A 23,005-nucleotide genomic window follows, 5' to 3' on the forward strand; every position below is an offset into this window, starting at 1 on the left:
TATTTTTGCTTAAAGAATCCTATTCATTGGTTATGTATGAAGAGTAATAAGTAAAAAAATGCCCGATAAATCGGGCATTTTTGATTTTGTGTATTTAATTAAGCTTGGTTGGTAAAGTAATCTTCAGAGAAGTTCATGATCACTTCAGAACCTGCTTTTACTTTAGCAATGCGTAATGCCAATTCAGGTAAAATACGCTGCGTGAAGTAAAGAGTCAGTGCAAGTTTGTTTTGGTAGAACTCGCCATCTTTGTCTTTTGCTGCATCTGCAATGCGGGCAAACATATAGGCAAAGCTGAGTAGGCCTACAGCATGTAGGTAATCAACTGCTGCTGAGTTCGGGAACTCAATGTTTTCACGAGCAGCTTCAAGTACATATTGAGTCACCGCTTCAACTTCAGCTGCAGCATCTAATGTTGCATCTTTGATGTAGTTCAAGCTGGCATCTAAGTTGTTGGCAAAATCACGAATTTCTTGGATATATTCAGCAATGAATTCACCATTGCACTTAATGGTTTTACGACCAATTAAGTCTTGAGATTGAACGCCGTTGGTCCCTTCGTAAATCTGTGCGATACGCAGGTCACGAATACATTGTTCCATACCCCATTCACGAATAAAGCCGTGACCACCGAAGACCATTTGGGCATCTAGCGTTGCTTGGAAAGCTGTATCTGTCAAATACGCTTTCGCAATAGGTGTTAACAGCGCAACACGGTTATTGGCTGCTTTGACTGCTTCTGGGTCAGTAGAGAACTTGGTAATGTCCAGTTGTTGACCCACATAAACCGCAAATGCACGAGACGCTTCATTGTTGGCACGTGCGTTCAGCAACATACGACGTACATCACCATGAACTAAGATGCTGTCTGCAGGTTTTGCCGGCGATTGCACGCCAGAAGCGCTACGGCCTTGTAAACGATCAGTCGCATATTGCGCTGCATTTTGATAAGCAAATTCAGAAGCACCTAGGCCTTGAATACCCATAGACAGACGTTCGTAGTTCATCATGACGAACATCGCTGCAAGGCCTTCATTTTCTTTACCAACCAGGTAGCCTTTCGCGCCATCAAAGTTCATCACACATGTTGCAGACGCTTTGATCCCCATTTTATGTTCAATAGAACCAGGGCCTACAGCATTACGCTCACCCAATGAACCATCTGCATTCACCAAGAATTTAGGTACGATGAATAGTGAAATTCCGCGTGAGCCCGCAGGCGCATCAGGCGTTTTCGCTAAAACTAAGTGGATGATATTTTCAGAAAGGTCGTGGTCACCGCCAGTGATGAAGATTTTCGTACCTGTAATGTTATAAGTACCGTCTTCATTACGTTCGGCTTTAGTTTTGATAATACCTAAATCTGTACCTGCATGCGGTTCAGTTAAGCACATGGTGCCTGACCATTCGCCTGTATACATTTTTGGCAAATAAGTTTCTTTTTGCTCTTGTGATGCATAGCTGTTTAACGCCATGCCTGCACCAACAGAAAGAAGCGGGTAGAGCATGAATGATGGGTTGGTTGCAAACAGCATTTCATCAGCCAGAACAGTCAGCATTTTTGGCATGCCTTGACCGCCCCATTCTTCATCTGCGCCTAGACCAATCCAGCCGCCTTCTGCATATTGTTTAAATGCTTCTTTGAAACCAGCAGGAGTCGTGACATTGCCATTGCTATAGGTTGCGCCTTCTTCATCACCTGTGCGGTTTAATGGATGAGTGACGTTTTGCGCAAATTTTGCCATTTCTTCAAGAATGGCTTCTGCAGTAGCAGCATCAACGTGAGCAAGATTTTCGTTGTTTTGCCAGAATTGTTCTGCTTTAAAAACATCATTTAAGATGAATTTCATATCTGCAAGCGGCGCATTATAAATTGGCATGTTCGTTCACCTGTTTATTGTTTGAATCTATGGACTTGGGGCAATTTGTATCGACACAAAGCGTGGAGAAAATTGACCAAAGTAAAATTATGGGACTATTTATAAAGAAAAAGGACTGCCAATGCTATGACCGTCCTTTCTCTATTTCTGCACTCACGAGTACAATTTTTTGAATATGTTTTAGATATTCACATTAGAATGCAAAGTGTTCTGCATCCAATGCCATAAGAGGATCTAGGCCACCTGCAATCACTTCTACATGAGAGCGAACGCGTGGTAAGATTTTCTTGAAGTAGAAGCGAGCAGTCGTTACTTTTGCATTGTAGAAATCAACATCTGTTGTTCCTGCAGCTAAAGTTTCTTGTGCAACTAGTGCCATGCGAGCCCATAAATAAGCAAGCGTTACATAACCAGAGAAGTAGAGGTAATCGACTGCAGCAGCACCTACTTCTTCAGGGTTTTGCATTGCTTTCATACCAATCTGCATGGTTAAGTCGCCCCATTCTTTGTTTAGCGCAGCAAGCGGCTCAACAAATTCTTTCATGGCAGCGTTGTCTTTGTTAGCTTCAACAAATTTATGGATGATCTTGGTGAAGTCTTTCAACATTGCACCTTGAGTACCCAATACTTTACGGCCTAACAAGTCAATTGCTTGAATTTCAGTCGTACCTTCGTACAAGCATGAAATACGTGTATCACGTACAATTTGTTCCATACCATGTTCAGAAATGAAGCCGTGGCCACCAAATACTTGAACACCGTGTTTTGCAGATTCAGAACCTGTTTCAGTCAAGAATGCTTTAGCAATTGGAGTTAATAATGACAAGATATTGTCAGAGAACTTACGTTCTTCTTCAGTTGCACCTTGTTCCACGATATCGGCATGGAAAGACAATAAGTAAACCAGAGCACGACCAGCTTCAGCAAATGATTTTTGCGTAAGCAGCATGTTGCGTACTGCAGGGTGAACGATAATTGGATCTGCTTCTTTTTCAGGTGCTTTAGGGCCTGAAAGTGAACGCATTGCCAAACGGTCTTTTGCGTAAGCAAGTGCACCTTGGAAAGCGCCTTCAGAAGCTGAAAGACCTTGTACAGCAGTACCGATACGTGCAGTGTTCATGAATGTGAACATGCAGTTTAGACCGCGGTTTTCAGGGCCAATCAAGAAGCCTTTTGCGTTATCAAAGTTGATGACACAAGTCGCGTTACCATGGATACCCATTTTGTGTTCAATCGAACCACAACGTACCGCATTGCGCTCACCAATTGAGCCATCAGCATTTACATTGAATTTAGGTACGATGAATAATGAAATACCTTTCGTGCCTTTTGGTGCACCTGGAAGACGAGCAAGGACGATATGGATGATATTTTCAGCCATGTCGTGTTCACCAGCAGAGATAAAGATTTTCTCGCCAGAAATTGCATAGCTACCGTCTGCTTGTGGTTCAGCTTTAGAGCGGATAATACCTAAGTCAGAACCTGCATGAGATTCTGTTAAGCACATCGTACCAGTCCATTCACCTGAAACAAGTTTAGGCAGGTAAGTGTCTTTTTGCTCTTGAGAACCGTGATGTTCTAATGTACGGACAGCACCATGAGATAGACCAGGGTACATACCCCATGCCCAGTTCGAAGTACCCACCATTTCTGAAATGATGTTACCTAGTGAAACTGGTAGACCTTGACCGCCATACTGTTCTTCAGCAGACAAAGACGGGAAACCGAGTTCGATATATTTTTGATACGCTTCTTTAAAACCAGTTGGTGTTGTTACAACGCCATCATTCCAAGTACAACCTTCACGGTCGCCGACTTGGTTAAGAGGAGAAAGTTCATTTTCACAGAAGTCAGCAGCAGCTTCTAGATATTGGTCAACCAACTCACGGCTTACGGTGTCTGAAAATGCAGGCAGTTGTGCATAGTGATCTTCTGCTTTTAAAAGTTCATGCAGAACAAATTGCATATCACGTAAGGGCGCTTTGTATTGTGGCATATCGTTTTCCTCAATACTGGTTTCTACCAGCGTTAGTAATCCTAAATAACATTTGAACGTGTCTTCAATGACACGTATTGGAATGGTTCTAATCGTGCAACATCTTCTTATTGGGTACAAGCATTTCAGGGTGATTTGTTGGTGACTGTAAAGTCAAAGAAATATCCCTTGAAAAAGCTAAGTGCATTGAGTGTAAACGCTTTTAGATGAAAATGAATGACACAAATAGTCAAAAAGCGTAAAAAGATATGTCCAATAAAAAAGGCACTCATGGGAGTGCCTTTTTTAAGCAATGATATTGCGATCTAAGTTTGGATTATTTCACTGGCGCTGGCGTTGGGGCAACAGGGGCTTTAGGTTGGAAGCGAACTTCACATTTACCATTGATTTGCTGTTCGCCAACTTTAATGGCAACCGCACTGCCATCAGTCTTGCCTTGGCATGCTTTCATAATGGCTTGTTGTTTCGCTTGGCGTTCAGCTAAACGTTGATCAAACTGTTTAGTCAGTTCTGCACGTTTTGCATCAGTCAGTCGCTCACCGCGTTGCATCTGACCACGCATGTCGCCACGCATTGGATGATGTTCACCGCGCATTGGTTTGTGTTCACCACGTGCTTTTTTCATGTCTTGACGGTCTGCTTTGAACACCATGGTACATGTACCATCAATATTTTTATCGCCAGCTTTTACTTGAACTGTTGAACCTGTAGCCTTACCATCGCAGGCTTTTTGCATATCAGCAAACACTTGACGTTGCTCGGCACGCATTTGTTTAAAATGTTCACGTTGCTCAGGTGACATACGACGGTCGTGATCATCATGATGTTGTTTCATCATACGGCCATGATCGTTATCTTTTGGTGCGGTTGTCGATTGACAGGCAGTTAATGCACCCATGCTCAGTACGCTTGCACCGATTAAAGCAATTTTGGTCATTTGTTTCATAGTCTTTACCCCACCAGATTAGATCTTTTTCCGATGGTTAAAGATTAAATAATAAAGATGTAGAAACAATGGAGAGTTTTTTAGTTGCGTGTTCGCTACAATAATGAATATAGAAGAAAAATGAGAGTTCTCGTTTGAAAATACGTCGTATCCCGATTGCCCTACGCTTGTTTCTGACTGTGCTGTTGACGACGCTCGTCATCACAACGGTAAGTCTTGGCGTTTTGCATTGGAATATGCAGCGTAATTTCACCAAATATGTGGCCGATGTCGAGATGCAAAAGCTTGACCATGTCATTGAAAATTTAGCCGATGTGTATACGGTCTATCATGATTGGGGCAATGCGATTCAGGCACAGATTCTGCAAATTGAAGGGCAGGCAGCGCCAGATGACTATGATCGTCTCTCTCGGTGGTGGCTACGTCGTCAATATGACATTGCATTGCAGCAGCGCTATTTCCAAGATCATAGTTTAAATGCAGCATCGATGCTGGCAACACCACAGCATACGGCAGAGCAAAAAATTGAAGAGCTGAAATGGTTGGAACAAAACTTACCATCTGAGTTCCAACCCTTTGAAGGTTTAAAATTTCCTTTAAGTACGAACCAAAATGTATTCCGTCCAAAAGAGTCGAACACGGATGAAAAAGATGCAGATCAATCCTCACAAAGTAACAGTAATAATGGTGGTAAGAAACAATTTATCCAAATGCCTGACCGCTTGGGCTTGAGTTCGCGTTTATCTTTATATGATGCACATCGCCAATTTGTTGTGGGTGAGCCGACAGATGAACAAATCTCTTATCGTCCGATTATGGTGAATAATCAAATCGTGGGATATTTGGGGCTCAAACCTGTACTCGATCAAGATGATGCGATCAGTATTAACTTCTTTAGTAAGCAAAAACGTTATTTATTATTGGTTTATGTGATTACGTTTATTGCAAGTTTGATTGCAGCATTGTTATTGGCAACATACTTTAAAAAACCGATTCAGCGTTTGTTAATGGGAACACGTGAATTAACCAAGGGCAATTATCAACATCAAGTTGCAGTGAACCGTAATGATGAGCTTGGTGATTTATCGAATGAATTGAATCAGTTGGCTGTAATTCTCGATCAGCATGAAACGTCACGTCGTCAATGGGTGGCTGATACTTCACATGAATTGAAAACGCCATTGGCCGTGTTACAGGCTCAAATTGAGGCGATGCAGGACGGTATTCGTAAGCCAACGCCAGAGCATTTTACTTCGATGTTGAATCAAGTCAGTAGTCTGAAAAAATTGACCAAAGATTTGGCAGATTTGGCGCAAGCTGATGCACAGCAATTAAATTGTTATCTCACTACGATTAATCCGTGGGATGTCGTTGTGCAGGAAGTTGAAAGCTTTAAGCCGAAGTTTGAGCAAGCGGATTTGAAAATTACCGCAACGGGCGAAGGGACTTCATTACAATTAGATATAGACCGTTTTAAACAGATTATGGTCAACTTATTGGGTAACAGTATTCGTTATACGCAAGCTGGTGGTGAAGTGCATGTTCATACTGAGCAAGATGAAACCCAGTGGACCGTGTATGTTGATGACAGCCCATTTGGTTTAACTGATGAACAGTTGGCACGTATAGGTGAGCGTTTCTATCGTGTGGATGATTCACGTACGCGTGCAACTGGTGGTACAGGATTAGGATTGGCGTTATCCGTAAAAATAGCTAGAGCATTGGGCGGAGAATTGAGTTTTGATCATTCTCCATTGGGCGGTTTGCGTTGCAAATTGACATTTCCCAAACAGATGAAATATTAAAAGGAAGCATGCATGAAACATATCATGTTGGTTGAAGATGAAGTGGAACTTGCACAGCTGGTGCGTGATTATCTAGAGGCTGCAGGCTTTGAAGTCAGCATGTTTCATGATGGGCAAGAAGCCTATGACAGCTTCACGCAGCGTAAGCCGAGTCTAATGATTTTGGACCTGATGGTGCCCCGTATGGATGGCTTAACCATTTGCCGTAAAGTCCGTGAGCAGTCTGATCTGCCAATTATTATGGTGACTGCACGCACTGAAGAAATTGACCGTGTATTGGGGCTTAATATGGGTGCTGACGATTATGTCTGCAAACCGTTTAGTCCGAAAGAATTGGTGGCACGTGTGCAAGCAGTATTACGTCGTTTAGAACGTAAAGCAGAGCCAGAGGTGAATGATTTATTCCGTATGGACAAAGCACAGCAACGCATTTGGTATCAACAAAAAGCGTTGAGCTTAACGCCAACAGAGTTTCGTTTACTAGAGTTGTTTTTAGAGCATGTAGGGCAGGTGTATTCACGTGCGCAATTGCTTGATCATATTAACCCAGACAGTTTTGAAGTGGCTGACCGTGTGATTGATAGTCATATTAAAAATTTACGTCGTAAGATTTCAGATGCAGCGGAAACCGGCAACCGTCATGAATGGATTCAAGCCGTGTATGGCGTTGGTTATCGTTTTGAATATCCAGAGGATTAATGTTACTTTTTGTTCTTGAATCTTTTTTTAAAAGCCTTTAATTTTTAAAGGCTTTTTTATTTGTATTTTTAAGAGGGAAAAACATAATGATTTTAAAAAAAACCTTATTAGCAATAAGCTGTTCTGTAATTTTAACTGCATGTGGCGGTGGTGGCGGCGGGTCTTCTAGTAGCGGTGGGACTTCAGATAATGGCGGTTCAAATGGGGAAACAGCTAACCCATCAAATCCAGCAACAGATTTAGAGAAAGCTAAAGTATTAATCAAAACTACGAACAATATTATTGCCTATTTTGACAGTTTTAAAGGTTTGCAGTCTCAGTATGAGCCTGCATTTGATGCTGTAAGTAATGCAGGAAATGATATTAGTAATGCTTCTGATCTCATCATTACTTTAGCTTCATTGGCGCAGAAAGATGCTCAAGGTTCCACAAAAGACTATACCGCTGCAGAATTAGAGGCACTTTTAGAGGATGATGCGACCTATGGGGGGATATATTATCCAGATTATATTTTGAGCAAAAATGGTCTTAAAATCAGCGTAACACCGACTTCAGTTTCTGTTAATGGAAGTGTATCGGCTAAATATTGGATGGACTATATATGGGATAGCAGTACTTTTACTGGAAAAGATGTTTTTAGCGATGCGGTTTTGATTACTGTAAGCAATTTAAAGTTGGATGCGCCATTCACAGCATCTGCAAAACAGCATGATTTTAAAATAGTTTCAGGCGGTAAAATCACAGCTAAAAATGCGGATGGATTAGAATCAAGCTTAGGGTTTAATAGCAACAGTACCGCTCAAGTTGTTTATGATACAGATATCAAGCTGGAAGACTCAGAAAGTGAAAATGCTCCGGTTACGGCACAATTTAAATTTTTAAATGTTTTGTTAACAACTCAGAACGCGAAGCTGAATTTAACTGAACTTTCAAGCAAAGCTGCTCGAGTTAAATTCAAAAATGGTACTGAAACATTTAATCAAATTATTCCATATGAAATTATTTTGAAAGGTGAAGCTTTAAGCGGAGCAGAAAACTTAGGCTTAGATGCAAATATTAAGCTAAAAAATGATCTGACTAAAACCTTTGATATTACCCAAGGCGAATCTGCGGCTGCATTTATTAATGCAGATTTGACAGTTAATCTCTCTGGTAACGTAAAAGGTGGGGGGGCTGCTGTGAAGCCATTCAGTTTACTGCTTAACGCTAAAAGGAATGATTACCAAAAAGGGATAGCAAATCTTAAAGTTACAGTTGATCAAAATACATTAAATATAGATGTAAAAACTGACAATCTGATCGCGCAATCTCCAATTATCTGGTCAAGAGTATCTCATGCGAATGGTGCATTTGTAGAAATTCCAGATTTAGATCAATTCAGTTCTGCTGATATTAAAGTCGGTACTGTTAGCTACGGTACGATCAATAGAGTATCGAATAGCATTTATTCTGCGAAATTTACCGATAACACTGTGCTAATGATTGCACCATAATAATGAATTAAGGAGAGGGGGTAACGATGTTCCCCCTTTTTTCTATGTTGAAAAAAAAATTAGTATTATTGGGATTATCGCTCCCGTTTTATAGCTATGCACAAGAGGCTATCTATTATCAAGTGCAAGCAGATGTTTATAGTGAACCGTTAGCGATTCATGCATTTACAGATGATTGGGATGATTCTAAGTTTAAATCAGGAAAAAATGCATTTGCTCATGGTTTAATGCAATTGGGCGTAAAGCAGGGTAATTGGGATTTTAGCTGGATCTGGCGATATGACTATGCGCTCAATTTCAGTGAGGATACAGCAAAGCTTTATTATCAAATACAGAATGAACTGCCTATCGATGCAAACTCAACGTATGACTTGAGGCTTGAAGCACAGCATATTGATACTGTTGGGTCTCGGGCTGCCTATACATGGCCCATTAGTTCGAATTGGAATTTAGAAACGGGTATAACCGCGTTAATTGGGCGTCATTATATTGATGGTCATATTAATGCGCTAGGGGTAACGACAGATCAGCAAGAGCTTATGGACCGCGTCAAATGGCTGAATGGGAGCATAGATTACAGTTATGATCATCCTGCTTTGAAAGAAGATAAAATGGGCTGGAATGAGCAGGCGCATAGCGGGTATGGCTATGCCCTAGATGCGACTTTAAGAGGTGCTATTGCAAAAAATTGGAATTTAAAAATTAATATTCAGGATGCATTGGCATATTTATATTGGCAAGATGCTCCATACACACGATATAACATCAGCTATGATCAAGATAAGCGTCCACGGTTTGATATTCAGGGAGAGTTTGATAAAGATAAGACCTATGCGCAAAAGCTGCCATTTAAAATTTATTCGGATTTAAATTATGACTCAGAGCAGGCTTGGAGTTTAGGACTCAGTTCAATCTCAAATGAGTATATAAGTCTTTGGCAGCTCAATGCATATTGGAATACAGGGCTAATGTGGGGAATCCATTTTGAACCCCAAACCAATTCGTTTGGCCTTTCCGTCAAACATGAAAACTTTGGTTTTAAATACATAGCAGATTCATTCAATACCAACCAAGCAAAACGTATGGGCGCGCAAATATATGCGCAATATCTATGGTAAGTGCTGTTGGACCAGCGACTGTAAACAGATTAGCTTCTTTAGAATGTGTAAAGTTTTAAGCAGTTGTTTTATTTAACCGTATTGATATGTATTAAAAAAAGCTTTGCATTGTCATAATGGAATTTAAATTGTTCGGTTATGGATAAGTTTGAATTTATCTATAACTTTTTTTATTTATATCGTAAATTTTTTATTTTTTAAAGTTTTTATCAGTATTAGATATTTATTAGTATTCCATTTTTGAAGGAATGGGCATCCCTTAACAGCAAAACAATGGCAATTGGATGAATGATAAAAATCACATAAAAATGCGAAATTTGCGCATTTAATGAAAATTGGTTATTATTTTGCTGGAATATTCACCAGTATGTTTGGGCTGGTAGAGTTCAATGTTGAGATAACAATTTTTAAAAATGGAAAAGCCAGAGGGCAGAACAGATGAAAAATAGCGCTTTTGTAAAAATAATAATGGTCACGGGTGTCTTGGGTTTAACGGCATGTGGTGGTAGTGATCGTGACGAGACAGGGAGTGTACCGCCAGAGCCAGTTGCCGATGCTATGGTACAAAAGAGTGTAGAAGAGCTGACTTTATTAGATGTGAATAATCTTGCTTTAAATGCTGCGTCGATTCAGATTTTAAGTGATGAAGAATGGCAAAAAGTACAATCAGGCAGTCTGAAAATAGCAACGAATACAATTACAGCGGATGATTCTGAGCAGTTCTTTCCACCGATCAATAGTTTACCGACAGCGACTCATTTTAAAGGTCAAAGTTACCTTGCGAATGCTCAAGGCATCGTTAAACTGCCTAAATTGGCTGCAGGCACATATTATGTTTTGGTTACTAAAAATGGACAGTCTGCAGTTTCGGCATTCTTGATCCATCCTAAAAATACCAATAAGAGCATTGTGTTGAATGTGGTTCTCAACTGCTTAGACCAAGACTGTCAGACACTAAGTGATGCACCAGTCAATGATGCAGTGGTCGGAACATTCTCTGGTCAAGTGATTTTTAAAGGGAAACCTTTGGCGAATGCGCAAGTGTCATTGTCTGGCGGTACAGCGACCAATGGCGCATTTGTTAGTGCTTTGACTGATGCCAATGGATATTTCACGCTTTCATTTAATGTATCCAGTGCGCTGCTTGAAGCATTGAAAAATGCCACGCTCACCATTAACGGTGCAGGAATTAACACTATTACGAAAAAAGTTACGGTCATTGCTTCTTCTGCATCGGGCTATCAATTTGAAGTGCTGCCTGAAACAGCATCTGCAGATGTGGTATGGCGTGAAACTTTTGAAGTGGACTCAGCAACCCGCAATGCATGGACAAAGTCGCAGCCAAGTGTGGCTAATGTCGATTGGCAGTTGCTAAACAAAGGTCACAACATTCGTAATAATCAAGTAAATCAGCGTGTGCGCTTAGCGCCGAATGACCAAAGTCAAGGCAAGGTGCCTGAGCCACTGCAAGGCAATACGGCATATTGGTATGGCGACAAAGTAAATGGCAACTTTATTGGCGCTTTAAGTGATTCATCTTTGGCTCCAGAGTTTGATGGCGGAACATCTAATACCCATAATATGGGTGAGTTAATCTCACCTGCCATTAATCTAAGCCAGTATCAAGCGCCTTTGAGTTTAAGCTTTAAAACATGGTGGGAAATTGAGTCGGTCAATCCAAATAATCAAGGGTTCGATTTGATGAATATTTTAGTTTCTACCGACGGTGGCAACAGCTTTAAGACCTTGGCTCGATTAAACCCGCTGGCAGATCCATCCTCGGCATATGAGCGCGCGCCGATTCCATACAGTAATTTAGGCTTTAACCTCGCACCGGCTGCTGTTCAGCAAGAAGCAATTTCATTAGATGAATATGCAGGCAAGGCCAATGTTCAGCTGAAATTCCAATTCAGAACAGTCGATCAACTTTATAACGGTTTCCGCGGTTGGATGATTGATGATCTGGTGATTCAGAAAAAAGCCGGAACTTTCCCATTATTTGATGGTGCGAGTTTTGATGAAAATTCGGATAGTTTCTCTCAGGACTATAGTGGCGCAGCTGCAAAACAAGCGGGCACTGTGCTGAAAAGCACGAAGAGTTATGCACGGTGGGCTGAAGTGCCACAGCGAAAATAAAGATTTACATGACACCGCAGCATGAATAAATAGGTTTAGACGTTCTGCATTCACTATCAATCATCCATCAAGTGAAGTGAATGCTAAAAAGCAGCTCTCTATTGAGGGCTGTTTATATTTAAAGGGACAATATATTCAGCCACTTTAGTATACTGGCGGCTAAAGCTTCCGGCTGTTCGAGTGGAATCTTATGGCCCGTATTGTCCATCCTATCAATTTGACCAAGTGCTATGGAGAAATGCAGCTCACGCGCTGTATTCCATAATGATTCATACAGAAATGATCTGTGAATATTTGGCTGCAAAGAGCTGCACAGGCTACAATCCACTTTTTTATAAGATGAGAACGTGTTGTGAGCAGCGAAATGCCTCAACTGCAGCGCCGATTAAAGAGCCGTCATATTCAGCTGATTGCAATGGGTGGCGCAATCGGGACAGGGCTATTTTTAGGCTCTGCGCATATTATTGAGTCGGCTGGACCATCGATAATTCTGGGCTATTTGATTGGTGGTTTGATTGCTTTTCTGATTATGCGCCAGCTGGGCGAGATGATCGTGCAAGAGCCAGTCACAGGTTCATTCAGTCATTTTGCTTTTAAGTATTGGGGCAAGTTTGCGGGCTTTTTAACGGGCTGGAACTACTGGATTCTGTATATTTTAGTAGTGATGACCGAGCTGACCGCGATAGGCAAATATGTCAATTACTGGTGGCCGCATGTGCCTGCTTGGATTTCAGTTTTGGTGTTTTTTGCTGTGATTACGCTAGCCAATTTAGCTAATGTCAAACTGTATGCAGAATCTGAATTTTGGCTGTCGATGATTAAGGTTGTGGCGATTGTTGCCATGATTATTTTTGGTATATACCTGCTACTTACAGCGGGCGCAGACTCTACCGCTTCGATTAGTAATTTATGGGTACATGGCGGCTTCTTCCCGCACGGTTTTGAAGGCTTATTCTATATGCTAGCCTTTATGATGTTTGCTTTTGGCGGCATTGAATTAATCAGCATGGCGGCGGCTGAAACTGAAAATCCTGATCAAAATATCCCGAAAGCGGTGAATCAGACCGTAATCCGCGTGTTCTTATTTTATATCTGTTCCTTGGCGGTACTGCTGTCGCTGGTGCCGTGGAATCAGTTGAAACTTGGCGGTTTGGATCATAGTCCTTTTGTGATGATTTTTAATCAGATGGGGATTGATTGGGCGGCGCATTTGCTGAATTTTATTATTTTGACGGCCTCCGTTTCGGTCTGTAATAGCGGCATGTATGCCAATAGCCGCATGCTGCTTGGTTTGGCAGAACAGGGCAATGCGCCAAAAGCCTTTAAACAGGTGAATAAGCACGGGACACCGATTGCTGCAGTTTTATTTTCTGCTTTGCTGATTTTTGGCTGTGTGCTGCTGAATTATTTCTTACCTGAAAAAGCATTGAGTTATTTGATTTATATCGTGGTGAGCGCTGCGGTGCTGAATTGGATGCTGATCAGCTTGATTCATTTGAAGTTTAGAAAAGCGATGCAGCAACAGGGCATACTGACCAAGTTTCCTGCTTTATTTGCACCGTTCACCAACTATTTTGTTTTGGTGTTCATGCTGATGATTTTATACATCATGTGGAATCAGGGCTTTATGCTGTCGGTGCTGATGCAGCCCGTATGGATTTTATTGCTGTTTGTACTGTTTAAAGTGATGCAATTGAAGAAGATTTAATACCATGAAGGCTTAGGGAAGAGCCTTTGTTCACTGTCACTAAAAAATGATTTTGAAAAATTCTGACAAAATACGCAAATTGAGTGAATATTCATATAAAAACTGCTCTAGTGCACTCAATTCTAGGGCGAATTTATATAAGATTATGATTTATATTGGATAAAACAAATTATTTCGTATAACGTGTATTATGTTAATTTTAGGAAATCTTTAGAATCACTATGCAGATAATCAATTCAATTGCGAATCACTTTATATTGTTTTCTACACAATAGTTTTTCCATTTATTTTTAAAGTCTTCTATAGCTTTTTCTGCTTCTTCCTCTTTGGTATAGACAGGTGATTTCTTCACTTCATCTACTATCTGATTGAAAATTTCACCTTCCTCTTTGAAGAGGTTGCTATAAATACTTTTAGCTTTTTCTACATCTGAACCCATTTGATGAAAAGTCATCAATGTGTCTGCTGCATATGCAATTCCATCACATTGTTCATTGTCATCCGCATTTGAAAAGGAACAAGTTAGTAATAATATCGAAAAAATTATTGGTTTTTTCATAATGGGAAATTTCATTTTAAATATGAATACTAAAAGATTTCTATGGATATTAAAATCCATAGAATTTTACTTCACTTAACATAATTGCGATTATACTAAATTTGCAAAATCAACCAGATCGAAAGGGAAGTGTTATCTAAACACTCCTCAGCAACTCAATCCTTTGCCGCTGTCCTTTATTTAACTTGGATACAACTAATTCATAAGAATTTAGCACCAAATCCTGCAGCAGTTCTTCTTCCAATTCTTCATCTGTAAAAACAGAAATCCAATGCTTCTTATTCATATGCCAGCCCGCACGAATAAAGGGATAAATATCTTTAAGCATTGCGCCATTGTCTGGCAGCACTTTTAAATTGATAGCTGCTTTGCCTTTTAAATGAAAACTCAGCATAAAAACCTTATCCATCACTTTAAACACATCACAGCCTTCACCAAAAGGCTGGCTGCACGTGGTTTCTGGCAGGGCGAAGGCCGTCTTAGCAGCTGCAGCGTGTAATGCAATCATAAGAAATAAACTAAAAATAAGCTTGAATGTTAAAGCCTAAGGATGAATATGAATAACGGTATCTTTATTTACCAATTGCCAAATTTCATCCATATCAATATTACGCACTGCAATACAGCCCCAAGTCCAATCTTTTTGTGGGAAATACGTCATCAGTTGTGGTGCAGCTTTCATTTGTAAACTGGTCGCCGAACCATGAATCATAATGTCACCACCTGCAGAAACCCCTAGATTTTTAGCCTTCTGTTTATCGGCCGCATTGGGGTAAGAGATATGCAGCGACTTATAAAATGAACTTTGTGGATTGCGCCAATCTATATGATAAGTTCCTTCTGGCGTCTTGCCATCACCTTCTTGAACTTTATGTCCAAGCGGTTGAAAACCCAGACGCATCGGGTAACGCCGAATGACCTGATCCTGATGTTTTAACTCTAAATAACGCTCAGCTTTATGTACCTGAATATTGTCGATCGGCGTTTCTGTGCGAATTTTTTGAATTTGCAAATCACTTAATTTAGGTGGAAAGGCCAGTGCATTGGCAGGTGTAGGTAGATATTTTTCAAATTTTTGATAGCCCGAATAGCTTGCAACAAGGCAGATTAGGATAGCGAAACTAAAGATCGTGATATTTTTTCTTGTCATTGTAATTTAGTGGATAAACTGCTTTCGCAGTCCATCGATTTCTGAATTGTGGATAATGTTTAAATTATCCACAATTTTGATTCGAGTGAAATGTGGATTTGTGGATAATTTTTTAAGACGAGCAGCTGACCATCACTTCAGGCACATCACTTGGTAAAGGTCCTAAATCTTCAGTTTTTTCTAGGTCAAGTTGTTTAGTAAATGGTTGGCTCAATAATGTAAACAAACGCTCAACTTCTGAAAAATCATTACGTTCAGCAAGCTCAATGGCCTTTTGCGCCATATGGTTACGCAAGATATATTGCGGATTGGCCTGTGCCATTTCCGCATCTAAAGCATCGGTGTCCTGATGCTCACGGATACTTTCATATTGTGCCAAGAAACCTTCAAAGGCGCGGCGGTCTAAGCAGTCATCTTTAATGGCTTCATATTCATGATTTTGCAGACGAATAAAGCTTTGCGTGTAGTCCAGCTGTTCACTTTGCAGAATACGCAAAAAGGCCATGGCGCAGTCAAAGCTGTCTTTATGGAAACTTGGCAAACCCATTTTCTGAGCTAAGCCCAATTTATAATGTTCTAAGAAGGTCAGTTCAAAATGCTCTAAGCACTTAGCTAAATCTTCTTTCCACTGTTCTTTGTCATAATCTGCAGGGCAGAGCGGAACGAGATTATTCAGCCATTGCCATAAATTCCAATGCCCAATGCTCGGCTGCTGCTGATAGGTATAGCGGCCTTGGTAATCCGAATGGTTGTTGATCCAGTTTGGGCGGAAGCGCTCCATAAATCCATAAGGTCCAAAATCGAGCGTTGAACCAGTAATATTCAGATTGTCAGTATTCATCACGCCATGTGCAAAGCCAATCAGCTGCCATTTGGCAATCATCACTGCGGTACGCTGAATGACTTGGGTCGCAAAAGCTAAAATAGGTTGTTCGGCATCCAAGCATTCAGGGTAGTGCCACTCAATACATTTCTGCGTGAATTCAGGCAGTAAATCACCCTGATACTGATTGATCCATTCAAAGTGCCCCAAACGGATATGACAGTCAGATGTACGCAGCATCATTGCACCGAGTTCGAGTTTTTCACGCTGTACGCCTTGCTCAGAACTGGTAAAACCCACCGCATTGCTTGATGCAACGCCTAAGCTGTTCAGCGCATGTCCTGCCAAATATTCACGAATGGTCGAGCGCAGCACTGCACGACCATCGCCCATGCGTGAGTAAGGGGTCGAGCCGGCACCTTTGAGATGGAGGTCAATGGTTTGCCCATGTTTATCGATGATTTGCGCAATCAATAAGCCGCGTCCATCGCCTAATTGGCCTGCCCATTGTCCAAACTGGTGACCTGCATAGACCATGGCCAAAGGTTCAAATTCAGCAAAGGTTTTTTGACCGCTGCAGATGTCTACCCACGCAGCTTGATCTTCTGCCGACCATTGCAGCTCATCTGCAAGAGCCGCATTAAAATGCCCAGCTTTTGCGCCTTTTAAAGGTACAGGCTGCTGATGATGGTACAGGCGAGGTGGCAGGGTGTTATAGCGGGCATTGAACAGCATAATGATCTTTAAAAATTCAAATTATGTTTAAACTATAGCAAAGACCAGATAGAAAAACTGTAGCTTAAAATCAATAAAGCCTCCACAAGGGAGGCTTTATCATTTGAGGAGCTTTAAAACAGTTAAGCGGTTTTCTTTTTCAAATTACGCATTAATTGATTCAGTGTTTCACGGTGCTGAGATAGGCGTTGTTCAACTTGCTGGAATTCAAGTTTGAGTTTGTCATCCATTTGATGAATTTTTTCAGCAACTGCTGTTTTCTTCGCTTGAATTTCCTGTTCTTTTAATTTTGCCCAGTCATTCAAAGTTTGCGAAAACGCATCATATTCTTGAGAAATACGTTGTTTTGCTGTGGCGATGTCATCGGTCATATTCAGACCATAAATCGCAAGGTCTTGTTCAGCATATTTAAACTTCATTGCCAACTCAGCTTTTTTAATATTAAAGCTTGGAATACGGCGTAAGTTCTTTGCCAAACCTAATTTAGAACATGACCAAATTAGCCATTTAGTTGGGTCATATTGCCACCATTTCACACCATTACGGTAGTCGTATTGGAAAATGTGATGGTAGTTATGATAACCCTCACCCCAAGTAGCAATAGCTAGAACAAAGTTGTCACGTGCCGTATTTTCATCAGTATACGGACGTTTTCCCCACATATGGCAAAGTGAGTTAATAAAGAAAGTTACATGATGGCTTAAGATTAAACGCATTAAACCGCCCAATAATAGAACGCCCCACATATCACCTACAGCCCAACCAATTGGCAACAAAATAGCTGCGTGAACGGCAATCACTAGAGGGATGTAATATTTGTCTTGGAACATCACGACTTTATCTTTTAATAAGTCAGGTGCATTTTTATAGTTTGGTGCTGCTGCAGGATAATCACGAAGCATCCAACCAATGTGTGCATACCAAAAACCACGGTTAATTGAGTATGGATCTTGATCCACATCATCAACATGACGGTGATGTGTACGGTGGCCTGAAGCCCAAAATAAAATACTATTTTGAACTGCAAAAGTACCCATGAGCATTAAAATGATTTTTAAAGGCAAGGTTGCTTCATAAGCACGGTGTGCCCATAAGCGGTGATAACCTGCGGTAATACCTAAACTACTGACACCCAGTAAAACAAACATACTGATCCAAGCAGCGGCACTAAAATCATGATTAATGGCATATAACGGAATTGCAATAACTGCGACAATAGGTAAAAACACCAATGCAAAAATGGCAATCCAGTTCATTGGGGCTTTGGGTAGGGGAGCATTCATCTCCAACAGCACTCCTGAAACCTTGGGAGGTATAGATAGGACGAATCCCATTAAACTTTTAAGGGATTTTAAACGTACAGAATAGTAGCACGGGAAAACCCGTTTTCACCACTGTTATTGTACAGTTGTATTGTTCTAGACAGTAACATAATACGACTGAAGTTATTTGACTTTTTGTGGAGTAAGAAGATGCCAAAAAAACAGCAAATTTGTCAAAATAATCTGAAATTACTTATCAAATACTGCATCTGGGGCAGCTTTCTGATCAGTTGTCTTGGACTGATGGCTTGTCAAAGTTCTCCGACACAGACGGTGACTACAAAGTCACAAGGGAAGTCATATGGCAGCAGCGTTGAGCAGCCATTAAAAGTTATTCGCGTGAACGATGGGATACAAGATATTCCATGGACGATTGTGAAAATCGCTGGACAAAAAGCTAAGTTCTTTCATCATCAACCTTATCTTCAGTTCAATTCGCAATTTCGACAAATTCAGGGAAATACGGGATGTAACACTATCAGTGGCACTTATGTGATCGATACCTTAAAACACAGCGTTGATCTGAATGCCCGAGCAGGTTATTTCAGCTGTGATTCGGCTTTGGCTCAAGAGGCTGAACTTTCAGATGCCTTGCAAGCCGCAACTCAATTCCAAATAAAAGGGAAACAGATGACGATGCAAAACAGTCTGGGAAAAACTGTATTGGTTTTGGAAAGAAAATAGACCGATTGAAATAGCGACGTGTTGATCGAGAAGTGAATTACACAAATCTAGGTGAATAAAGCAGCATTAAAAATGCTGCATCATTAATTTAGGATAGTCGGTAATTAAACCGTTGATGCCCCAATCTTTAAGCTGTTTAGCACGATCAACGTCGTTGACGGTCCATACACTCACATTTAATTTTGCCTGCTGTGTGGCCTGAATAATGTCTGAATTGGCAAGTTGGTTCATCCAACCGATTTGGATACAACCTAATTTGAGTGCTTGTTCAATCGCTTTAAATTTTACGTCCGTTTCAACCAAAAGCCCGCGTTTGAAGCCGGATTTTTTTTGTTGCAAAGCAAGATGAATTTTAGGGTCAAAACTGGTGATCACCGCGGAATGTTCGAACCCTTGGAGCTGTTGTTCCAAGGTTTCAGTCAGTGCTTCAGCTTCAGTCTGTGTCTTCACTGCTTTCACTTCGACTTCAATATGATCGAAGTTATGAATAATTTTGAGCGTTTGTTCGAGCAGTGGCGTCGGCTCAACTTTATTCCATTCTGACCAAGTCACAGCATGGTTATAGGGTTCTAACTCTTGTGAACTACATTCATATAGATGTTTATCTTGACCTGTCGTTCGCATAAATTGGTCATCATGCATGATCACTAGGGCACGATCTTTAAGTTGCCGAACGTCAAATTCGACAGCACGAATTCCTAAGTCTTGAATATATTGGAAACCACCTAGGGTATTTTCAGGTGCTTCACCACGAGCGCCACGGTGACCGATTATGCGCATACGAGGCCTACAAAAAAAGATGTTAAGAACATAATGTCCTGTAAGAATGACAGGGAGATGACACTGTTATTTTGATCCGATCATTCTGAAATACAAGAATGATCGGACGAAATGTTTCGATTTATTTCAATGTAAAGTAGACTTTTAATTGATCAAAGGATTTGAGCAATTTTTGAATCCAAAACTTATTGATCAATCGTGTCGTTAATATTTTTCTGCCACAGCACTTCAGAGCCACCTTCAGCACGTTGTAATGTACGCGATGCAACAAATAACCAGTCTGAAAGGCGGTTCAAAAGCTGCAATGACGGTGCTTGAATGTTCTGGTCGCGGTTATGTACAGCCATTAAACGGCGTTCTGCACGTCGGCAAATTGCACGAGCTTGATGGGCAAAGCTGCACACCAATGTTCCTGATGGCAGGATAAAGTCTTTGAGCATTGGCAGCGCTTCATTCATGCGGTCGATGTCATTTTCCAAAAACTCAATCGACACAGGCTGTACCAAGTTGAAGTTTGGAATACAGACTTCACCGCCAAGGTCGAATAACCAATGTTGAATTAGGCTGAGGGATTTATCCCAAGTCGCTTTGTCTTCAATGCTGCTAAGTGCAATGTGTGAACGCAGAATACCAATACTTGAATTGAGTTCATCGACATCGCCTAGGGCTTCGATGCGTAAATCATCTTTAGCTACGCGAGAACCGTCGCCTAAACCTGTCGTGCCTGAATCGCCTGTGCGGGTATAAATTTTACTTAAACGGTGGCCCATTTTAATTGTCCATTTTTTGATTAAAAGTTGAATAAATCAGTGTGAAATTAATATCTAACTGTGATGCCAAAGGAAGCCAAACGGCCGCCATTTAAATAGAATTTGCCGTCGAAATTGCCAGCAGAAGCCGTTTTATATTGAACATCGCCGACATTTTGAATATTGGCAAAGAAGCGCAGTTGCTCGTTGGGTTGGTAATAACTATTGAAATCAATCTGAGCATGTCCAGGGATCACATCCTCATCATAATTACTGCTGTCTGAATGGCTGTTCGCACTCAGCGTTGTTGACAGCCCATAATGTTCATCAGCCCAACCAGCTGACAATGCCAGTTTTTGACGTGGGCGGCGGCTCAAATCCAAACCTGTTTTATCATTTTTTGCTTGATTGTAGCTATAACTGGCCTTTGTAAAAAATGCCTCATTGCTCCAATTCACATAGACTTCTGAACCTTGAATGGTCACTGCATCAATATTGGCAAACTTCCAGTTATTGTTGGGATCAGAATCAATAAGGTTATCAATTTCAGTTCTGTAGATAGACAAACCAGTTTTTAGTTGTGGTGTCATTTGTAGGTCTAGCCCAATTTCATAGGATTGACTTTCTTCGGGTTTTAAGTCAGGGTTTGCATAGTCGCCATAATATAAGTCGTTCATGGTTGGCGCTTTAAATGCTGTACCAATATTGGCATAGCTACTAAACAACGGCGTGAAAAAATAACGCGCAGCAACTTGTCCGACCGTGTGTTGACCATATTTTTCATGGTCTTCACGACGAATACCCGCTTGAGTTTTTAATTTATCAGTTTGATATTGGTGCTGTAGATAATAACCCGTACTGTTTAAGTCTTGATGAAAAGACTCTACAGTTTTTAGCGTTGATGTTTCTAGCTGCCGATGGGTGATGCCTGCAATGATGTTCTGAGACGGCGTCATTTGCTGTTTTGCGGTCAGTTCATATTCAGTGGATTCATAATGGGTCTGTTCAAAGATTTTGAGCTGTTCCAACTCATCTTTAAAATAAGACACGCGAGCATTCAGGGTCAGCTGATCTGTGGGGTTGAAGCGTGACTTCAGGGTTGCAATTTGATTTTTAAAATCTTGCGACTTTTGCTTATATTGCAGTGAATTCCAGCTGTATTGCTCATATTGAGAATTACCTTGGTTTTCAGAATAATCCAATGAAGTGCCAAAGCGTGTTTCTTCATAGCCAAATTTGGCAGACACGCCTTTTTGATTAAAGCTAGAAGCTCTGGCATTTTCATGTTCATGAATCAGTGTGCCGTCGGTTTCTAAACGCTGTCCACGAATTTGCGCATAAAAACCTTGCTTGGCTAGGTCTACCCCGACAGTACTTTTATAGGTTTGATTTTCACCTATTTCAGCGCTGATAAAAGCTGCATTTTTTTCAGGGGTTTTGCTAATGATTTGTACCACACCACCAATGGCATTGGTGCCATAAAGGACAGAGGCTGGGCCTTTTAAAACCTCAATCTGCTTAATGTCTGTGGTATCTATAAAATTATTTGGCGCTAAACCGCTGGCATCATTATTTAAACGGACACCGTCACGCAATACCAAAGTGTGGTCTGACTCTGTGCCACGTAAAAAAAATGAAGCTTGTTGTCCATAGCCACCCAGCTGCACCATATTGATAGAAGCATCACTCATTAATAAATGTGGAAATGATGCAATTGGTGATTGATCTATGAGCGACTCGTCAATAATGGAAATACGTGCAGGTACATTTTCTAATTTTTCTTGTGAGCGTGTTGCCGTGACGACAATGGTGTCCAATTTAGGTTGTGCAATGGAATCTGCTGCAACAGATATTTGGGAGCTAAAAATACAAAGGGCAGATATGCCAGCTGCAAGAGCAGTCGGCTGAAAAGGAAAAGGCATACAAAGCTCCATGCATTTACCCCACGTAAATGATTGAGTGATAGAACACAGTGAGCAGGTATCGGACTGGCAAGGCATTGCTTGCGCACCGTTGCGGGGGCAGTGTTGTGGAAACTTCCCATGCCAACTGTTGTGAATGGCTTAAGTATAGAGAACTCCGATTTATCGAACAATCAAATCTATCGGGCATTTTAGTGTTGCTGCATATTCAGCTTGACTTGCTGTGGGGCAGAAACTAATCTGCCCATGCTTCAGGTGCTTCCTTAATTGAGAAGTGAAACTGGGAAGTCAGTCCAGCAGTATAGAGCTGTTGTTATCTGACACTGCCCCCGCAACGGTGAATCGTTATTCATAACGTAAGTCCGGAGACCGGCCTGATGCAGACCTATTCATAATGCGGCGGGCGTTATAGCGGGATTGCATCATTGCGCCAATATTGGCCTTGCATTGCTGACCCTGAATCCGCCTGCGTTATCCATTTTATTATTCGCACGGGCGGT

At 41.1% G+C, this 23,005-nt stretch carries 18 protein-coding genes and 1 riboswitch; of the genes, 7 read left to right on the plus strand and 11 right to left on the minus strand.

The window, feature by feature from the left end; translation table 11 throughout:
- Positions 1 to 98: 98 nt before the first annotated feature.
- The 3 genes from LXF01_RS02995 to LXF01_RS03005 form a co-directional block, all read right to left on the minus strand.
- Positions 99 to 1,880: an acyl-CoA dehydrogenase C-terminal domain-containing protein gene (locus tag LXF01_RS02995; protein WP_180078760.1), complete on the minus strand. Its 1,782-nt coding sequence runs from the start codon at positions 1,878 to 1,880 to the stop codon at positions 99 to 101.
- A gap of 193 nt (positions 1,881 to 2,073) precedes the next feature.
- Positions 2,074 to 3,876 (minus strand): acyl-CoA dehydrogenase C-terminal domain-containing protein, encoded by a 1,803-nt coding sequence (locus tag LXF01_RS03000; RefSeq protein ID WP_078194152.1) that lies wholly within the window; start codon positions 3,874 to 3,876, stop codon positions 2,074 to 2,076.
- A gap of 316 nt (positions 3,877 to 4,192) precedes the next feature.
- Complete coding sequence (locus LXF01_RS03005) at positions 4,193 to 4,822, minus strand: hypothetical protein (protein WP_180102827.1); 630 nt, start codon at positions 4,820 to 4,822, stop codon at positions 4,193 to 4,195.
- Between the two features lie 134 nt (positions 4,823 to 4,956).
- Here LXF01_RS03005 and baeS point away from each other — a divergent pair, with 134 nt between their 5' ends.
- The 6 genes from baeS (at position 4,957) to LXF01_RS03035 (ending at position 13,781) form a co-directional block, all read left to right on the plus strand.
- Positions 4,957 to 6,627 carry a sensor histidine kinase efflux regulator BaeS gene (gene baeS, locus LXF01_RS03010; RefSeq protein ID WP_233945000.1) on the plus strand — a complete coding sequence of 557 codons (1,671 nt, stop codon included), beginning with the start codon at positions 4,957 to 4,959 and terminating at the stop codon, positions 6,625 to 6,627.
- 12 nt (positions 6,628 to 6,639) lie between these two features.
- Positions 6,640 to 7,326 (plus strand): response regulator, encoded by a 687-nt coding sequence (locus LXF01_RS03015; RefSeq protein WP_078191240.1) that lies wholly within the window; start codon positions 6,640 to 6,642, stop codon positions 7,324 to 7,326.
- Between the two features lie 86 nt (positions 7,327 to 7,412).
- Entirely contained in the window at positions 7,413 to 8,819 is a 1,407-nt protein-coding gene (locus LXF01_RS03020) for a hypothetical protein (protein ID WP_218948622.1), read from the plus strand.
- Between the two features lie 26 nt (positions 8,820 to 8,845).
- The gene (locus tag LXF01_RS03025) at positions 8,846 to 9,937 is read left to right on the plus strand and encodes a hypothetical protein (RefSeq protein ID WP_233945001.1); all 1,092 of its coding nucleotides are present in this window, start codon (positions 8,846 to 8,848) and stop codon (positions 9,935 to 9,937) included.
- Between the two features lie 438 nt (positions 9,938 to 10,375).
- Positions 10,376 to 12,073 (plus strand): carboxypeptidase regulatory-like domain-containing protein, encoded by a 1,698-nt coding sequence (locus tag LXF01_RS03030; protein ID WP_180102825.1) that lies wholly within the window; start codon positions 10,376 to 10,378, stop codon positions 12,071 to 12,073.
- A gap of 352 nt (positions 12,074 to 12,425) precedes the next feature.
- A complete protein-coding gene (locus LXF01_RS03035) occupies positions 12,426 to 13,781 on the plus strand; it encodes an amino acid permease (protein WP_233945002.1) in 1,356 nt (451 codons plus the stop codon).
- 247 nt (positions 13,782 to 14,028) lie between these two features.
- On the opposite strand, the gene LXF01_RS03040 is transcribed toward LXF01_RS03035, so the two are convergent.
- From LXF01_RS03040 to LXF01_RS03060, 5 genes are all read right to left on the minus strand, one after another.
- Positions 14,029 to 14,340, minus strand: coding sequence for a 3-hydroxybutyryl-CoA dehydrogenase (locus tag LXF01_RS03040; protein ID WP_180035831.1), 312 nt, complete (start codon positions 14,338 to 14,340; stop codon positions 14,029 to 14,031).
- Positions 14,341 to 14,476: 136 nt separating this feature from the next.
- Complete coding sequence (locus LXF01_RS03045) at positions 14,477 to 14,848, minus strand: MmcQ/YjbR family DNA-binding protein (protein ID WP_218948640.1); 372 nt, start codon at positions 14,846 to 14,848, stop codon at positions 14,477 to 14,479.
- 36 nt (positions 14,849 to 14,884) lie between these two features.
- On the minus strand, positions 14,885 to 15,490 hold the full coding sequence (locus LXF01_RS03050; protein WP_180103180.1) for a L,D-transpeptidase family protein: 606 nt from the start codon (positions 15,488 to 15,490) through the stop codon (positions 14,885 to 14,887).
- A gap of 112 nt (positions 15,491 to 15,602) precedes the next feature.
- On the minus strand, positions 15,603 to 17,048 hold the full coding sequence (locus LXF01_RS03055) for a protein adenylyltransferase SelO (protein ID WP_180103181.1): 1,446 nt from the start codon (positions 17,046 to 17,048) through the stop codon (positions 15,603 to 15,605).
- Positions 17,049 to 17,170: 122 nt separating this feature from the next.
- Positions 17,171 to 18,331, minus strand: a complete 1,161-nt coding sequence (locus tag LXF01_RS03060) for an acyl-CoA desaturase (RefSeq protein ID WP_078194143.1) — start codon at positions 18,329 to 18,331, stop codon at positions 17,171 to 17,173.
- 189 nt (positions 18,332 to 18,520) lie between these two features.
- Here LXF01_RS03060 and LXF01_RS03065 point away from each other — a divergent pair, with 189 nt between their 5' ends.
- Entirely contained in the window at positions 18,521 to 19,054 is a 534-nt protein-coding gene (locus tag LXF01_RS03065) for an META domain-containing protein (protein WP_180103182.1), read from the plus strand.
- A gap of 66 nt (positions 19,055 to 19,120) precedes the next feature.
- On the opposite strand, the gene LXF01_RS03070 is transcribed toward LXF01_RS03065, so the two are convergent.
- The 3 genes from LXF01_RS03070 to LXF01_RS03080 all read right to left on the minus strand — a co-directional run bounded on the left by LXF01_RS03070 (position 19,121) and on the right by LXF01_RS03080 (position 22,505).
- Positions 19,121 to 19,834, minus strand: a complete 714-nt coding sequence (locus LXF01_RS03070) for a glycerophosphodiester phosphodiesterase (protein ID WP_078194141.1) — start codon at positions 19,832 to 19,834, stop codon at positions 19,121 to 19,123.
- A 185-nt stretch (positions 19,835 to 20,019) separates the two neighbouring features.
- Positions 20,020 to 20,604 (minus strand): cob(I)yrinic acid a,c-diamide adenosyltransferase, encoded by a 585-nt coding sequence (locus tag LXF01_RS03075; protein ID WP_180074270.1) that lies wholly within the window; start codon positions 20,602 to 20,604, stop codon positions 20,020 to 20,022.
- 47 nt (positions 20,605 to 20,651) lie between these two features.
- Positions 20,652 to 22,505 (minus strand): TonB-dependent receptor plug domain-containing protein, encoded by a 1,854-nt coding sequence (locus tag LXF01_RS03080; RefSeq protein WP_180103183.1) that lies wholly within the window; start codon positions 22,503 to 22,505, stop codon positions 20,652 to 20,654.
- Positions 22,506 to 22,741: 236 nt separating this feature from the next.
- Positions 22,742 to 22,897, plus strand: a riboswitch (cobalamin riboswitch).
- Positions 22,898 to 23,005 lie beyond the last annotated feature (108 nt).

Origin of the sequence: Acinetobacter sp. SH20PTE14 (assembly GCF_021391555.1) — a bacterium.
Taxonomy (GTDB): Bacteria; Pseudomonadota; Gammaproteobacteria; order Pseudomonadales; family Moraxellaceae; genus Acinetobacter; species Acinetobacter amyesii.

What these genes read in the sequence shown, in the direction of transcription:
- LXF01_RS03000 (WP_078194152.1), bottom strand. Translation starts at nt 3,876, where the DNA reads ATGCCACAATACAAAGCGCCCTTACGTGATATGCAATTTGTTCTGCAT.
- LXF01_RS03015 (WP_078191240.1), top strand. Translation starts at nt 6,640, where the DNA reads ATGAAACATATCATGTTGGTTGAAGATGAAGTGGAACTTGCACAGCTG.
- LXF01_RS03080 (WP_180103183.1), bottom strand. Translation starts at nt 22,505, where the DNA reads ATGCCTTTTCCTTTTCAGCCGACTGCTCTTGCAGCTGGCATATCTGCC.
- LXF01_RS03070 (WP_078194141.1), bottom strand. Translation starts at nt 19,834, where the DNA reads ATGCGCATAATCGGTCACCGTGGCGCTCGTGGTGAAGCACCTGAAAAT.
- LXF01_RS03055 (WP_180103181.1), bottom strand. Translation starts at nt 17,048, where the DNA reads ATGCTGTTCAATGCCCGCTATAACACCCTGCCACCTCGCCTGTACCAT.
- LXF01_RS03025 (WP_233945001.1), top strand. Translation starts at nt 8,846, where the DNA reads ATGTTCCCCCTTTTTTCTATGTTGAAAAAAAAATTAGTATTATTGGGA.
- LXF01_RS03050 (WP_180103180.1), bottom strand. Translation starts at nt 15,490, where the DNA reads ATGACAAGAAAAAATATCACGATCTTTAGTTTCGCTATCCTAATCTGC.
- LXF01_RS03075 (WP_180074270.1), bottom strand. Translation starts at nt 20,604, where the DNA reads ATGGGCCACCGTTTAAGTAAAATTTATACCCGCACAGGCGATTCAGGC.
- LXF01_RS03020 (WP_218948622.1), top strand. Translation starts at nt 7,413, where the DNA reads ATGATTTTAAAAAAAACCTTATTAGCAATAAGCTGTTCTGTAATTTTA.
- LXF01_RS02995 (WP_180078760.1), bottom strand. Translation starts at nt 1,880, where the DNA reads ATGCCAATTTATAATGCGCCGCTTGCAGATATGAAATTCATCTTAAAT.
- LXF01_RS03065 (WP_180103182.1), top strand. Translation starts at nt 18,521, where the DNA reads ATGCCAAAAAAACAGCAAATTTGTCAAAATAATCTGAAATTACTTATC.
- LXF01_RS03040 (WP_180035831.1), bottom strand. Translation starts at nt 14,340, where the DNA reads ATGAAAAAACCAATAATTTTTTCGATATTATTACTAACTTGTTCCTTT.
- LXF01_RS03045 (WP_218948640.1), bottom strand. Translation starts at nt 14,848, where the DNA reads ATGATTGCATTACACGCTGCAGCTGCTAAGACGGCCTTCGCCCTGCCA.
- LXF01_RS03030 (WP_180102825.1), top strand. Translation starts at nt 10,376, where the DNA reads ATGAAAAATAGCGCTTTTGTAAAAATAATAATGGTCACGGGTGTCTTG.
- LXF01_RS03060 (WP_078194143.1), bottom strand. Translation starts at nt 18,331, where the DNA reads ATGAATGCTCCCCTACCCAAAGCCCCAATGAACTGGATTGCCATTTTT.
- LXF01_RS03005 (WP_180102827.1), bottom strand. Translation starts at nt 4,822, where the DNA reads ATGAAACAAATGACCAAAATTGCTTTAATCGGTGCAAGCGTACTGAGC.